We start from the raw sequence: 13,815 nt of genomic DNA, 5'->3' as shown, positions 1-13,815 counted from the left end.
CAGGTGAAGGGTGATGAATGTGGCTGCTGTTGACTGCAGACCCCGCCAAGGACAGATCGTGCGTGTGTTGCGCGGGAGAGATGCAGGTCAATTCGCTGTAGTAATCAGTTTTGAGGAACCACATTTCGTTTTTCTGGCTGATGGGGATCAGCGTAAATTTGACCATCCCAAAAAGAAAAACGTAAAACACATCCAGCTTATCAACTATGTAAGCGAGGATGTGGCTGAAGCATTGAGACAACATGGTCGTGTAACCAATGCCAAGTTGCGATACGCCCTGAACCAATACCTGCTCCTGAGCGAGCAAAAAGGAGAGTGAATCGATGGCCAAGGAAGATGTGATCGAGGTTGAAGGGATCGTCCAAGAGCCCCTGCCAAACGCAATGTTCCGTGTGAAGTTGGAGAATGGTCATGAAGTGTTGGCGCATGTTTCTGGCAAAATCCGCATGCATTTTATTCGCATTTTGCCAGGAGACAAAGTGACCGTGCAACTTTCCCCTTATGACTTAACCCGTGGGCGGATCACTTACCGCTATAAGTAATTTCGCGTAGTGACTCGATAACCTTGGGGTGCCGAACCTAAAGTGGGACACAGACAGGAGGTTAACAAGATGAAAGTAAGACCATCTGTGAAGCCCATTTGCGAAAAGTGCAAAGTGATTCGTCGCAAAGGGGCTGTAATGGTAATCTGTGAAAATCCAAAACACAAGCAAAAACAAGGATAATAGACGGGAGGTGTAGCGTATGGCACGTATCGCAGGTATTGACTTGCCACGTGAGAAACGTGTAGAGATCGCCCTGACTTACATTTACGGTATTGGTCGTTCTCAAGCACAAAAAATCTTGGAAGCAACTGGGATCAGCGCAGATACCCGTGTTCGCGACTTGACGGAAGAAGAAGTGACCAAGCTGCGCAGTTTTATTGATAAAAACTTGGTGGTAGAAGGTGACCTTCGTCGTGAAGTGGCACTGAACATCAAGCGTCTGATCGAGATCGGCGCATATCGCGGCATCCGTCATCGTCGTGGTTTGCCGGTTCGTGGTCAACGTACCAAAACCAATGCTCGTACCCGTAAAGGTCCACGCCGTACGGTTGCGAACAAGAAAAAATAATTGCAGTAAGGAGGGAAAACAGTGGCTAAACGTAAAACGACTACTCAGCGCGTAAAACGTCGTGTGAGAAAGAACATTGAGACGGGCGTAGCTCATATCCGCTCCACTTTCAACAATACGATCATCACAATCACAGACCCACGCGGTAACACCGTCGCTTGGGCAAGCTCCGGCACCATGGGATTCAAAGGTTCCCGCAAGAGCACTCCGTTTGCGGCGCAAATGGCAGCAGAAGCTGCAGCCAAAGTCGCAATGGAAAACGGGATGAAGTCTGTTGATGTACTGGTTAAAGGCCCCGGCTCCGGTCGTGAAGCGGCGATCCGCTCTCTGCAAGCAGCAGGCCTTGAAGTCAGCTTGATCAAAGACGTAACACCGATCCCTCACAACGGTTGCCGTCCGCCAAAACGTCGTCGTGTTTAATCTTACTTCTTTAAGCTGATCCGTGGTTTATTTTTGTAAATTATCGTGTATACTGGTTAGGACTGGATTTCCTTGTCTTTCCTATATACACCACACATTTCAGCTGCTAGGGAGATAACGCCCAGAACGCGACGTTCTGAAGGAGGGTTTGTGAGCCGTATGATTGAAATTGAAAAGCCGAAGATCGAAGCTGTTGAAATCAGTGATGATCATCGTTACGGAAAATTTGTGGTAGAACCCTTGGAACGCGGATACGGCACTACCCTGGGCAATTCTCTGCGCCGTGTCCTGCTCTCCTCTTTGCCAGGAGCGGCCGTTACAACCATCCAGATTGATGGGGTATTGCATGAGTTCTCCACGATTCCTGGAGTTGTAGAAGATACCACGGAGATCATTCTCAACATTAAACAACTTGCTCTCAAAATTCATTCGGATGAAGAGAAAATCCTGGAGATCGATCTCGAAGGCCCGGGAGAAGTCAAAGCGGGGGATATTCGCGCGGATAGTGATGTAGAGGTGTTGAATCCTGATTTGCACATCGCTACATTGGCTGAAGACGCCCACCTGCGCATTCGGATGACCGCGAATCGTGGCCGCGGATATGTATCTGCTGATAAGAATAAACGTGAAGATCTGCCGATCGGTGTGATTCCGATTGACTCGATCTACACGCCTATTGAACGGGTTAACTATCAAGTGACCAATACGCGTGTTGGACAAGTTACCAACTACGACAAATTGATCTTGGAAGTTTGGGCGAATGGTAGCTTGAAACCGGATGAAGCGGTGAGCCTTGGCGCTAAGATCTTAAATGAGCACTTGATGTTATTCGTGGGTCTGACTGAACAGGCAAAAGATGCTGAAATCATGGTAGAAAAAGAAGAAGACAAAAAAGAGAAGGTCATGGAGATGACCATCGAGGAACTCGACCTCTCCGTGCGTTCTTACAATTGTCTCAAACGTGCCGGCATCAACACCGTTCAAGAGCTCACGCAAAAATCAGAAGAAGATATGATGAAAGTTCGCAACTTGGGACGCAAATCTCTGGAAGAAGTTCAAGAGAAGTTGCAAGAGCTCGGGTTGTCACTTCGCAAAGACGACTAACAACTGGTAGGGGGAGGGAAAGAAGATGGCATATTCCAAACTCGGCAGAAACACAGGAGCCCGTAAAGCGTTGCTCCGTGATTTGGTAACGGATCTGATTATCAACGAACGCATTGAAACCACCGAATCCAAAGCGAAAGAAGTGCGCTCCATCGTGGAGAAAATGATCACCCTCGGTAAACGCGGAGATCTGCACGCACGTCGCCAAGCGGCAGCGTTTGTTCGCACGACTCGCTCCAACACCGTAAAAGATGGGGAAGAAGTGACCCATAACAAAAACGTCGATGCAGTGAAAAAGCTGTTTGACGAAATCGCACCACGCTATAAAGAGCGCAACGGCGGCTACACCCGCATCCTGAAGCTCGGACCTCGCCGTGGTGACGGTGCACCAATGGTTTTCATCGAATTGGTGAAGTAAGCCATGCGTTGATAGTTTGAATTAGAAAGGGTGAGGGCAGGATCCGGCCGGTCCTGACGTTTACCCTTTTTTCTTTTAAGGAGCTAACATGGAACCGATCTTGCACGTTTCCAATCTCCGGTATCACTATCAGCCTGATGCATTATCCAAGGAAAGATGGGCACTGAAAGATATCCAGCTCACCGTCGGGGCGGGTGAGTATGTTAGTATTATTGGCCCCAATGGTTCAGGAAAATCAACATTGGCACGCATAATCGCTGGGCTGTATCTCCCTACTGAAGGAGATGTGCACGTTTGTGGACGAGCGACATCAAATGAACATGTGTTGTGGCAAATTCGACGTCGGGTTGGAATGGTATTTCAAAATCCAGATAATCAAATTGTCGCGCCTACTGTTCAGGATGATGTCGCTTTTGGTTTAGAGAATATGGGGTTGCCGCGCGATGAGATGAAAGCAAGGGTGGCGCAGGCGTTGCAATGGGTAGGTCTGGCTGGGATGGAAGATCGGGAGCCACACCATCTCTCAGGTGGGCAGAAGCAACGTTTGGCCATTGCAGGGGTGGTGGCGATGCAACCGGATATCATCCTGTTTGATGAGGCGACGTCGATGCTGGACCCGCAAGGAAGAGCGGAAGTGTGCCAACTGATCAAGTCAATCCATGAACGGGGGACGACGGTGATCCACATCACCCATTCGGCGCAAGAAGCATTCATGGCTGAGCGGTTGATCGTAATGGCCGAAGGACAAATCAAGTTGGACACCCCTGTCGCTGAACTATATCCACAAGCGATGAAGTTGAAAGAGTGGGATCTGGATGTTCCACTTGAAGTGGAATTGCATCATCGCCTGGTGAAAGCGGGCTGGCCGGTACGTGCTTCCATCACCAGTAAAGAGGATCTGGTGAGCGAACTATGGAGATTGTTATCGAAGACTTGAACGTCATATACCATCCTGGAACCCCGTTTGCTAAACAAGCGTTGACGGATATCAATTTGCGTGTCGCAAGCGGTTCATTTGTCGCGTTGCTCGGGGCGACGGGTTCGGGCAAATCAACGTTGATCCAGACGGTGGCCGGCTTGATTAAGCCGACGTCGGGGCAATTAAGGATTGGAAATCAAGTGGTGACGCCTAAGAGCAAACAGCTGTCGGAACTCAGGCGGTTGGTTGGGGTCGCTTTTCAATATCCTGAACACCAATTGTTTGAAGAAACCGTGGCGAAAGACATCGCTTTTGGCCCGCGTCAGCAAGGACTGACAGAAGAACAGGTCGCCGAGAGGGTGGAGGAAGCCATGCGTTGGGTGGGTTTGCCTCCTTCATTGAAGGATCGTTCCCCATTGGCTCTGAGCGGTGGGCAGATGCGGCGAGTGGCTATTGCCGGTATTCTGGCTATGCGACCGCAGGTGCTCATCCTTGATGAGCCGACAGCTGGCCTTGACCCCCGCGGTCAACGGGAGATGCTGGACATGGTGGGGCGTTTACACCGTGAACAGGGGTTGACCGTATTACTGGTCACCCATCAGATGGAAGAGGCGGCCCGATACGCGGAGCAGCTGGTGATCTTGTCAGAAGGGCGGATTGCGCTTACGGGCTCCCCGAGAGAAGTGTTTGGGAATGAGCAGGCACTGTGTCGGCTTAAGCTGGATGTGCCAGAGATCACCAAGTTGATCATGGCGTTGAACCGCAACCTCGATCCTCCCCTTCCACTGACATTGTTCTCTGTTGAAGAGTTGGAGCGTGAGCTGGAGTCTCGCTGGAAGCGGGGGGATGACAGGTGACACCGGTCGTAATTGGACAATATGTCCCGGTCGATTCGTTCTTGCATCGATTGGATCCTAGAGGCAAGCTGGTATTTGTGTTTGCCTTCATGTTCCTCGTTTTATTTGTGGACAGGTGGCCTTCGTACCTGTTGCTCACCCTGTTTGTCTTGCTTGCCGTCAAAGGGGCGCGCATTCCGCTTGCACTTTTTTTGCGAGCAGTCAAGCCGATATTATTTTTGATCATCCTGACTTCGCTACTGCACTTGTTCACGACAAAAGGCGGTGGGGTCTTGCTTCAGACGCCGTTGTTTTCGGTGCATGAGGCAGGGGTGGAGCAAGCGGTGCTCATGTCGTTGCGCTTATTTGTCTTGATGGCTACAGCGACCTTGCTCACTTGCACCACTTCCCCGATGGAGATCACCAATGCAATTGAACAACTATTGCGGCCGCTGACGAAGGTGCGCGTTCCCGTGCATGAGTTGGCGATGATGATGTCCATTGCGCTTCGCTTCATTCCTACCTTATGGGGGGAAACGCAAAAAATCAAAAAGGCGCAAATGGCGCGCGGGGTTGATTTTGAGGCTGGTTCATTGTTCAGACGGATCATGAATCATATTCCCATCTTGATCCCGCTCTTGATCTCGTCTTTCCGGCGCGCCGAAGATTTGGCCATGGCGATGGAAGCCCGTGGCTACCGCGGAGGCGAAGGGCGAACCCGTTGGCGGGAGTTGACGTTCGCTCGACGGGATTTGTGGTTGATTCCGACGGCGGCGACGCTGTGGTTGGCGTTGTGGTACTTGGAGAAGTAGGGGGCCGAAATAAGAAGATGAAAAAGATCAAACTGCACATTTCCTATGACGGCACTGACTTTTCCGGGTTTCAGCGCCAACCGGGGCAACGCACGATCCAAGCGGAGCTGGAAAACGCGTTGACCGCCTTGATGCGGGAAAAGATAGAGATTCACGGCTCGGGAAGGACAGATGCGGGTGTTCATGCCCAAGGGCAGATTTGCCACTTTGTGACATCCAGTCCGATTCCCGCCGAAAAGATCGCGTATATCTTGCGCAACATGTTGCCGCGGGATATTGTCGCGGTGTCGAGCGAAGAAGTTCCGTCCGACTTTCACGCGCGCAAGAGCGCCCACTGGAAGACGTATCGCTATCAGATAGATACGCGGTGTGCCCCGGATGTGTTTTCTCGCCGTTATCGCACTCATCTTCCTTATGCAGTTGATTTTCAGGCGATGCGGGAAGCCGCTGGTTACTTGGTGGGCACTCATGATTTCACATCGCTGTGCTCGGCCAAAACGCAGGTGGAAGACCGGGTGCGCACGATCTATCGGTGCGAGGTTATCGAAGAAGAGCATGGGTATGCGATCGAAGTGACAGGTAGCGGTTTTTTGTACAATATGGTGCGGATATTGGCAGGCACATTGGTCGAGGTGGGGAGAAAGCATATCGACCCCAAAGCAATCTCGGTGATCTTGGCCGCCCGCGACCGCACGAAGGCTGGCCCCACTTTCCCGCCCGAGGGGCTCGTGCTGATGGAAGTGGGCTACACCCCATGGAACAATATGTAAACATGGCATTTGCCCTTGCGATTTCTTGACATTTTCCCGCTTTTAAGGTAAGATTACGCTTGGTATTTTCCACTCCATGCCCCGGTGGAGTTGTTCGGCGCAAATCTTGTCAGTGCTACAAAAAATGCTTCTAATTGCTTCTAAATGCTTCTAAATCTGTTAAAAGTAAACGGTCAATCCGTTGCGATAGAGGAGGGAATACGATGCGTACCACATTTATGGCTAAGCCAAATCAAGTGGAACGGAAATGGTATGTGGTAGATGCTGCGGGCAAAACCTTGGGTCGTCTCGCAACTGAAGTAGCTACCTTGCTTCGCGGAAAGCATAAACCTGAATTTACTCCCCATGTGGACACTGGCGATTTTGTGATCGTGATTAACGCAGATCAAGTTGAATTGACCGGTAAAAAATGGGCTCAAAAAACTTACTATCGTCACTCTGGTCATCCAGGTGGTCTGAAAGCCACTGTAGCCAGTGACATGCGCGCCAAACATCCGGAGCGCCTGATCGAATTTGCAGTGAAAGGCATGCTGCCAAAAGGCTCTTTGGGTCGTCAGCAATTCAAAAAACTAAAAGTATACGCTGGTTCCGAACATCCTCATCAGGCTCAACAGCCGGTTGAGTGGGAACTGCGCGGTTAATAAAAGGAGGTAACCGATTTGGCACAAGTTCAATTCTATGGAACCGGTCGCCGTAAGGAATCGGTCGCTCGTGTTCGCCTCGTTGCTGGGGATGGCCGCGTTGTGATCAATGGTCGTAACATTGATGACTATTTTGGTCTGGAAACCTTAAAAGCGATCGTACGTCAACCATTAGTACTGACCAACACCACGGATCGTTATGATGTATTGGTGAACGTATCCGGTGGTGGATTCACAGGACAAGCGGGCGCAATCCGCCACGGTATCGCGCGTGCGCTTCTGAAAGTGGATCCAGAACTTCGTCCATCCTTGAAAAAAGCCGGCTTCTTGACCCGTGACCCACGGATGAAAGAACGGAAAAAATACGGTCTCAAAGCTGCTCGTCGCGCGCCTCAGTTCTCCAAGCGCTAATCGGGCATCCGCTTTTTACACAAACCCCTGGACAACAATCCAGGGGTTTTTTCTATCCTTCTTTCGTCAACAATAAATGAGATGGTTGCAAAAGAAGGAGCGATTTGGCTTGGTGGGGGAAATCATACATATTGATAGTTTACGGATTAAAAAAGAAGCGGCTTTGCGCCAAGACGCATTAGATGCGTTCCCGTGGGACGAAATGGAGCGGGTGAAGGCCAATCTGATCAAACCGATGGTCAAATATTGGCCGTCCTCGAGAAAATGGCTTCTGCTCGAATTGTGTTACCGTCTGGCCTATGAAGCGTTTGTTTGTGGCATGAAAGAAGCCAAGTGGAGAAGACGGTCACCACGAACGTTTAAAGAGGCGCTGGATGTGTTTGCGCCGCGCCATCAAGCCCATTGCCAACAGCTGATGGAACAGCTGACCAAAGAGTTTCATGTATTCGAGTGGTTGGATGAATGGAGCGCGGAATCCGTGTTCATGCTGTTGGCGGAGCTGTCCAAAAATTGGTTTATGAAAGGGTATGCACAAAAGCGTTGACAATCATATCAATCGGTCTCGTCCCATACATTAGCTAGTAGGCGACGTGAAGTGAAGTGAGGCGAGACGCATGAAAATGGCAATGGATTGGTGGAAGAACCACCAGAAAAAAGGTTGGATGATGCTGCTCTGCGCGGCGGTGCTTGTCAGTGCCATCGGCATGTTTTCGGTTATGAAGGTAGGCTCAGTTAGCACCATGGCTATGCCCCTGAGTGGCAAGGTGATCATGATTGACGCAGGCCACGGGGGAGCCGATGGAGGGGCCAGCGGAAACGGATTGGTAGAGAAACATATCACTTTAAATATTGCTTTATATTTGCGGGATTACCTGAATGAAGCGGGAGCATATGTGCTGATGACGCGCGAAGCCGACCAAGACTTAGCCGAACCAGAAACGAAGTCGCTCAGTCGGCGAAAAGTGGAGGATTTGTTAAAGCGTATCCACTTGTTGAAGGAGAAGCGGGCTGATGCGCTTGTGAGCATCCATCTCAACGCCATGCCATCTCCCAAGTGGTCAGGCGCCCAAACTTTTTACAATCCGATTCGCGAAGAGAACAAGCGGTTGGCCACGCTGATTCAAGCGGAATTGATCAAACAATTGGGGAATACCAACCGCCTGGCCAAACAGAAAAGCGATGTCTACATCCTCAAAGAGGCACATGTCCCCACCGCACTAGTTGAAGTTGGTTTTTTGACCCATCCAGGCGAGGCCAAACTACTCGCTGATGAGAATTACCAGAAGAAATTGGCTGCCGCCATTTATTTGGGCTTATTGCAGTATTACACCGGCAAGGAGACACCTCCGTTACCCGATCGCTAATGTGCTATAATGGAAAAGAAATCGCTTTCGATCGAGGTGTCTTGTGACATGATAACAAGAGAACAAGTATTGGACGCTTTAAAAGAAGTAAAAGATCCGGAGATAAATAGAAGCTTGGTTGAGCTGAACATGGTTCGCAATATTGAAATCAAGGGGACGCGCGTGGCACTGGATTTGATTTTAACAATTCAGGGTTGCCCCCTTAAATTTAAGATTCAGGAGGACGTGGAAACGGCGCTGAAGGCCTTGGGAGCCACAGAAGTGGATGTGCGCATTGGTGCGATGACCGATGAAGAGAGAAGAGCGCTGTCAGAATCATTGCGCCGACCCAGTGGTCCCACCGCGGCGGGCGCAAACACCGAACCGCCCCTGTTGTCCAAAGCTTCGAAAACGAAATTCATCGCTGTTGCCAGTGGCAAAGGCGGTGTTGGCAAGTCGACAGTGACGGTGAATTTGGCTGTCGCTTTGGCGAGGGAAGGCAAGAAAGTAGGAATCATCGATGCAGACATCTATGGCTTTAGTGTGCCGGACATGATGGGGATTGAACAACGCCCCGTGGTGATCGACCAAACCATTTTGCCTGTGGAACGGTTTGGGGTGAAAGTGATGTCGATGGGATTCTTTGTGGAAGACAATGCTCCTGTCGTGTGGCGTGGCCCCATGTTGGGTAAGATGTTGCGCAATTTCTTTAGTGAAGTCCATTGGGGAGAATTAGATTATTTGCTACTGGATTTGCCTCCTGGAACAGGTGATGTCGCCTTGGATGTTCATCAATTGATACCACAAAGCAAGGAAATCTTGGTGACCACCCCGCATGCGACGGCAGCGTTTGTGGCCGCCCGGGCCGGTGCGATGGCCCTTCATGCCACCAAACACGAGCTGTTGGGGGTTGTGGAAAACATGGCGTGGTATCAGAACAAATACGGAGAGCGCGAGTATGTATTTGGCCGTGGCGGGGGAGAGAAACTGGCCAAAGAATTGAACATTGAGCTACTGGCGCAGATTCCATTGGGTGCCCCTGACAACGACGATGTGGATGATCCGAATTTCGCTCCTTCAGTATACGATGCCAACCATTTTATCGGTAAGATCTACACCACATTGGCGCGCAAAGTGATCGAAAAAGCGCCTGTGCATAGCGAATCCTAAAAAAAGGCTACCGGGCTTATGCCTGGTAGCCTTTTGCTTATCATCCTCCGCCTTCTCCGCCACCGTCTCCGCCACCATCTCCCCCGCTGGCTTCTCCACTGCCTTGGCCTTGTTTTTCGCCCTCTTTTTGCTTCAATGCTTCTTGCACTTTTTTGGCCAACTTTTCTTGAATGCTTGGCACGGATACAAGCTCCTCCATGAGCTTTTGCACTTCTTGGCGGGCTTGCTGGCTTTTGAGCAACTGAATCAGGTGTTGGGAAAACTGCGGGTCTTTTAAGAGATCGAGCATCATCTTTTGGTACTCAGGATCTTTCATCATTGTTTTGAGCAAGGTTTTCTGTTGCTCTTCAGTCGCTTTATATAAGTTGGTAGCTACTGTTTCTTTTTGCAGGATTTTTTCCCACTCTTTTTTGGTCTGCTGATCTGTAAACGACTTGGACAAAATCGTTTCCAATTCTTTAGAATCGATAGTGACTTTTTGTTTGAACGATGGATCGGTCATGACATCTTCCAGCATCTTTTTTCCTTCAGAGGTGTGCAATACGTCCAGTGTGATCTCTTTAATCTTTTGGTAATCAGGCTCTTGCGGTTGGGGTTGGCTGTTATTGCATGAAATGAGGAAAAGACCGGCGATAATTGGGATTATCCATTTTAAGCGCTGCATAAGCGTGTCCTGCCTCCGTTTCCAAGGGAACTACTTTTAATATGGAATGGGTGGATGGGTTTTATGCAGAGAAAGAAAGGCGTCCACTTTCGCAGGTAAAATGATTTTGATACAATCGAGAAGAGGAAATGGAACAGGAGAGACGGCCATGACACTAAAAAAACTGTTTTATTGGTTCTGGTCCACACTCGCGCTTGGCGGCGTGACGGCGTTGGTCCTTGCTTTTGTCCTGGAGATATTGGTGGGGCAGAAGATGTTTGGCGACATCACACAACAATTGCTGTTGAGTTTGACCCTGGCGGCGGTTGCTGAGTTGGGGTTCTTTGCATACCTGGTTTTCAATTTCTTGGCCAAGGGGCTAATTCGCAATAAACTGGGTTATGATGTGACCATGTTGGTTCTCACAGTGATTATTTTGGGTAATCTGGTATATCTGAATGCGGTCAAATTCAGTGGGGAAAGCTTTTGGTTGCACTTATTGATTCCATTCATCATTCTACTGACGGCCTTGATCGTAGCGAAGCTGAAAGAGAAATCGACCAATGTGTCGGCCTATATTCCGACTCTTTTCTTTATGGTCGCGGCTACTATTCTTGAGGCGATTCCATCGATTAATTCCAAAGCGGGCGAAATCCCGTTATTGATCATTTTTCACAGTGTGGTGGTGTTGCTGGTTTGCAACGCATGGCAAATCCTGCAATTGCACCGTTGGATCAAACCGCCGGCGAAAATCAGCCAAACCAAATAAGCAAAACACGACAAACCAGTTCCCTCGATTGGCGGGAAACTGGTTTGTCGCCATCATGCGATGGAAATCTTATCAATCAACGGCTTTCATTTTTACTTCGGAACCGGCGATCAGCTCGGAGACAGTGACAAATTCATATCCTTGTTTGCGCAAGGAGTCGATGATGACAGGCAGGGCTTCGTGGGTTTGCCGGCAAGAATCGCTGGCGTGCATGAGAATGATGTCGCCCGGATGGACGCGCTTGAGAACGCGGTTGATGATTTTGTCTTTTCCTGGGTTCATCCAGTCGAGTGAATCAGTGTCCCATTGGATGGACTTATATCCCATTTGATCGGCGATGCGTAACACCCGTTTGTCGAAATCTCCATTTGGATAGCGGATTAGCTTCGGCTTTTTCCCCGTAACTTCGGTCAAGATTCGGTCCGCTTTGCTAATTTGCGTGCGAATTTGCTCTTCGTTGTACTGGCTATAATTATCATGGCGATGGCCATGGCTCCCTATCTCAAAACCCATGTCCACAATGCGTTTGACCAAATCAGGATGGCTCTCAGCCCAAGGAGATGACAGGAAGAATGTTGCCTTTTTCAATCCTTTTTGCTCCAACACATCCAAGATCGGACCAGTGCGTTCTTCCCCCCAACTGATGTCGAACGTGAGGGCCACTTGTTTTTTATCCGTCTCTACACTGTAGATGGCACTTGGCCCAGGGTCAATAGGGAAGAACACTTGCATATTCTTATTTTCAGCGTAGAAAATGCCCATAGCGAAAAACAAAGCTAAAATGATGAAAAACGTACTTTTCAATCGTTTTGCAGATAAAACCAAGAACATATTCATCTATGACCCTCCTACTGGCAACCTCTTATTATCAATCTATGCCGATGGACGAGGGTTATGATTGAATCCTCTTAAAGCAAAAGGAGTGAAAGATATGCGGATGTGGTTGGCGGCAATCAGGGAAGAAAGCAGGTATCTCGGCATTGCGGCGGTGGTATTCATCACCAGCACTATAGCCGGGTTTGCCAATGGAGATGCCATTCTTGAAAGCATGAAGCAGATGGGGATCATGGATCAATTGGAGCAAGTGATGGGATCAATCAGCAAAGAGCCTACGTTTGCCAATGCCTTCAGCATCATTTTTCTTAATAACCTGCTCGCTTCGCTAAAAATGATTGCGTTTGGGCTTTTGCTGGGGATTATTCCGTTTATGGCCATGTTGACGAATGGGATGGTTCTCGGTGTAGTATTAGATGCGGCGGCCAAGTCCAGTGGGCAGCATCCCTTGGCCATCTTTGTCGGGAAAGTCCTACCGCATGGCGTGCTTGAATTACCCGCTATCATTTTGGCGGCAGCGATCGGCATCCGGTTGGGTATGGCAGGCTGGCGCCGTTTTCTAGCGATGCTGGTACCCGGGCGGCGTGAAGTTTCTATTCAAGAGTGGAAAGGCATCCGGGCTAGATTGCCCCGATTGATTTTGATCATCGCCCTGCTGTTGGCGGTGGCTGCTGTGGTTGAATCGAGTCTCATTGTGTCAGGCATGCAATAAAAGGAGGTACGACAATGAACATTAAAATTGAGTGGCAAGGCAACATGCATTTTAAAACGGAGACACCCTCGGGCCATGCAATTTCCTTGGATGCCTCGCAAGAAGTGGGCGGAGAGAACCTTGGCCCACGGCCGACCGAGGTGCTTCTGTCCGCAGTGGGAACGTGTTCTGGAATTGATATTGTGGATATTTTGCGCAAAATGCGCTTACATGTGGAGTCTTTCGCGATGGAAGTGAATGGAGAGCGGGCAGAAGAGCATCCGCGCCGCTTTACGCACGTTCACATGCATTATCGTCTGACGGGAGATCTGCCGGAAGACAAAGTGCGCCGCGCGGTGAAGCTATCTGTGGAGAAGTATTGCTCCGTATCCAATTCCCTTAACGCGAAAGTGACTGCTAGTTTTGAGATTAATGGCCAACGGTTCGAAATAAATGAAATGTAAACGGGGTAAGAGCGGTTCCGGATGAATGGAATCGCTCTTTTTTGGATAATAAGTGTTGACATGATATAATGCCTGTGATAATATCTTATTTGTCGCAGCGAACGAGCGGTGCGAAATGAAACAACGTGTTCCTTGAAAACTAAAGAGTGACAACGTGACCTGTCAATTCGATGAAACACTTAACACTTTAGTGTTTAGTGTTTCACAACTCCGCGAGCTTTGCTCGGCGGAGTATCAACTTCGAGCATAGACTCAAACCTCAGTTTCACACTTCGGTGTGAAACCTTTAACGGAGAGTTTGATCCTGGCTCAGGATGAACGCTGGCGGCATGCCTAATACATGCAAGTCGTGCGGGGGTCTTCGGACCCTAGCGGCGAACGGGTGAGTAACACGTGGGCAACCTGCCCGTAAGACTGGGATAACTCCGGGAAACCGGTGCTAATACCAGATAATCTC

21 protein-coding genes and 1 rRNA gene are annotated in these 13,815 nt (G+C 49.6%); 20 read left to right on the top strand and 2 right to left on the bottom strand.

The window, feature by feature from the left end; genetic code table 11:
• Positions 1–13 precede the first annotated feature (13 nt).
• From QQZ12_RS13405 to QQZ12_RS13330, 16 genes are all read left to right on the top strand, one after another.
• Positions 14–319 carry a KOW domain-containing RNA-binding protein gene (locus QQZ12_RS13405; protein ID WP_054095567.1) on the top strand — a complete coding sequence of 102 codons (306 nt, stop codon included), beginning with the start codon at positions 14–16 and terminating at the stop codon, positions 317–319.
• 4 nt (positions 320–323) lie between these two features.
• Positions 324–542 (top strand): translation initiation factor IF-1, encoded by a 219-nt coding sequence (gene infA / locus QQZ12_RS13400; RefSeq protein ID WP_022738893.1) that lies wholly within the window; start codon positions 324–326, stop codon positions 540–542.
• A 69-nt stretch (positions 543–611) separates the two neighbouring features.
• A complete protein-coding gene (gene rpmJ / locus QQZ12_RS13395) occupies positions 612–725 on the top strand; it encodes a 50S ribosomal protein L36 (protein WP_022738894.1) in 114 nt (37 codons plus the stop codon).
• Between the two features lie 19 nt (positions 726–744).
• Complete coding sequence (gene rpsM, locus QQZ12_RS13390) at positions 745–1,113, top strand: 30S ribosomal protein S13 (protein ID WP_022738895.1); 369 nt, start codon at positions 745–747, stop codon at positions 1,111–1,113.
• Positions 1,114–1,134: 21 nt separating this feature from the next.
• Positions 1,135–1,533, top strand: coding sequence for a 30S ribosomal protein S11 (rpsK, locus tag QQZ12_RS13385; protein ID WP_029072151.1), 399 nt, complete (start codon positions 1,135–1,137; stop codon positions 1,531–1,533).
• 159 nt (positions 1,534–1,692) lie between these two features.
• Positions 1,693–2,637, top strand: coding sequence for a DNA-directed RNA polymerase subunit alpha (locus QQZ12_RS13380; protein WP_102991339.1), 945 nt, complete (start codon positions 1,693–1,695; stop codon positions 2,635–2,637).
• Positions 2,638–2,662: 25 nt separating this feature from the next.
• Complete coding sequence (gene rplQ, locus QQZ12_RS13375; RefSeq protein ID WP_022738898.1) at positions 2,663–3,055, top strand: 50S ribosomal protein L17; 393 nt, start codon at positions 2,663–2,665, stop codon at positions 3,053–3,055.
• Positions 3,056–3,143: 88 nt separating this feature from the next.
• Positions 3,144–3,992 carry an energy-coupling factor transporter ATPase gene (locus tag QQZ12_RS13370; RefSeq protein WP_284724541.1) on the top strand — a complete coding sequence of 283 codons (849 nt, stop codon included), beginning with the start codon at positions 3,144–3,146 and terminating at the stop codon, positions 3,990–3,992.
• Entirely contained in the window at positions 3,968–4,831 is an 864-nt protein-coding gene (locus QQZ12_RS13365) for an energy-coupling factor transporter ATPase (RefSeq protein ID WP_102991341.1), read from the top strand. The genes QQZ12_RS13370 and QQZ12_RS13365 overlap by 25 nt, the downstream gene beginning before the upstream one ends.
• Positions 4,828–5,622, top strand: a complete 795-nt coding sequence (locus QQZ12_RS13360; protein WP_102991342.1) for an energy-coupling factor transporter transmembrane component T family protein — start codon at positions 4,828–4,830, stop codon at positions 5,620–5,622. The genes QQZ12_RS13365 and QQZ12_RS13360 overlap by 4 nt, the downstream gene beginning before the upstream one ends.
• A 17-nt stretch (positions 5,623–5,639) precedes the next feature.
• Positions 5,640–6,392 (top strand): tRNA pseudouridine(38-40) synthase TruA, encoded by a 753-nt coding sequence (gene truA, locus QQZ12_RS13355; RefSeq protein WP_102991343.1) that lies wholly within the window; start codon positions 5,640–5,642, stop codon positions 6,390–6,392.
• A gap of 203 nt (positions 6,393–6,595) precedes the next feature.
• Positions 6,596–7,033 carry a 50S ribosomal protein L13 gene (rplM, locus tag QQZ12_RS13350; protein WP_022738904.1) on the top strand — a complete coding sequence of 146 codons (438 nt, stop codon included), beginning with the start codon at positions 6,596–6,598 and terminating at the stop codon, positions 7,031–7,033.
• 18 nt (positions 7,034–7,051) lie between these two features.
• Complete coding sequence (rpsI, locus tag QQZ12_RS13345) at positions 7,052–7,444, top strand: 30S ribosomal protein S9 (protein WP_022738906.1); 393 nt, start codon at positions 7,052–7,054, stop codon at positions 7,442–7,444.
• A 109-nt stretch (positions 7,445–7,553) separates the two neighbouring features.
• On the top strand, positions 7,554–7,988 hold the full coding sequence (locus QQZ12_RS13340) for a hypothetical protein (protein ID WP_123827397.1): 435 nt from the start codon (positions 7,554–7,556) through the stop codon (positions 7,986–7,988).
• Positions 7,989–8,058: 70 nt separating this feature from the next.
• Positions 8,059–8,808: an N-acetylmuramoyl-L-alanine amidase CwlD gene (cwlD, locus tag QQZ12_RS13335; protein WP_102991345.1), complete on the top strand. Its 750-nt coding sequence runs from the start codon at positions 8,059–8,061 to the stop codon at positions 8,806–8,808.
• 48 nt (positions 8,809–8,856) lie between these two features.
• Positions 8,857–9,957, top strand: coding sequence for a P-loop NTPase (locus QQZ12_RS13330; RefSeq protein WP_102993733.1), 1,101 nt, complete (start codon positions 8,857–8,859; stop codon positions 9,955–9,957).
• A gap of 40 nt (positions 9,958–9,997) precedes the next feature.
• Here the strand turns inward: QQZ12_RS13330 and gerD are convergent, their stop codons facing one another.
• Positions 9,998–10,621: a spore germination lipoprotein GerD gene (gerD, locus tag QQZ12_RS13325; protein ID WP_102991346.1), complete on the bottom strand. Its 624-nt coding sequence runs from the start codon at positions 10,619–10,621 to the stop codon at positions 9,998–10,000.
• Positions 10,622–10,769: 148 nt separating this feature from the next.
• Here gerD and QQZ12_RS13320 point away from each other — a divergent pair, with 148 nt between their 5' ends.
• Positions 10,770–11,369 carry a KinB-signaling pathway activation protein gene (locus tag QQZ12_RS13320; RefSeq protein WP_189318950.1) on the top strand — a complete coding sequence of 200 codons (600 nt, stop codon included), beginning with the start codon at positions 10,770–10,772 and terminating at the stop codon, positions 11,367–11,369.
• 72 nt (positions 11,370–11,441) lie between these two features.
• Here QQZ12_RS13320 and pdaB read toward each other — a convergent pair whose 3' ends face one another.
• Positions 11,442–12,206 (bottom strand): polysaccharide deacetylase family sporulation protein PdaB, encoded by a 765-nt coding sequence (gene pdaB / locus QQZ12_RS13315; protein ID WP_102991348.1) that lies wholly within the window; start codon positions 12,204–12,206, stop codon positions 11,442–11,444.
• Between the two features lie 94 nt (positions 12,207–12,300).
• Here pdaB and QQZ12_RS13310 point away from each other — a divergent pair, with 94 nt between their 5' ends.
• The 3 genes from QQZ12_RS13310 to QQZ12_RS13300 form a co-directional block, all read left to right on the top strand.
• Positions 12,301–12,915, top strand: a complete 615-nt coding sequence (locus QQZ12_RS13310; RefSeq protein WP_102991349.1) for a stage II sporulation protein M — start codon at positions 12,301–12,303, stop codon at positions 12,913–12,915.
• A gap of 14 nt (positions 12,916–12,929) precedes the next feature.
• The gene (locus QQZ12_RS13305) at positions 12,930–13,358 is read left to right on the top strand and encodes an OsmC family protein (protein WP_102991350.1); all 429 of its coding nucleotides are present in this window, start codon (positions 12,930–12,932) and stop codon (positions 13,356–13,358) included.
• A gap of 286 nt (positions 13,359–13,644) precedes the next feature.
• Positions 13,645–13,815, top strand: a 16S ribosomal RNA gene (locus QQZ12_RS13300); the annotation flags it as partial.

The organism is Laceyella tengchongensis, assembly GCF_900182735.1.
Classification (GTDB): domain Bacteria; phylum Bacillota; class Bacilli; order Thermoactinomycetales; family Thermoactinomycetaceae; genus Laceyella; species Laceyella tengchongensis.
This window is presented reverse-complemented; position numbering and strand designations above follow the sequence as displayed.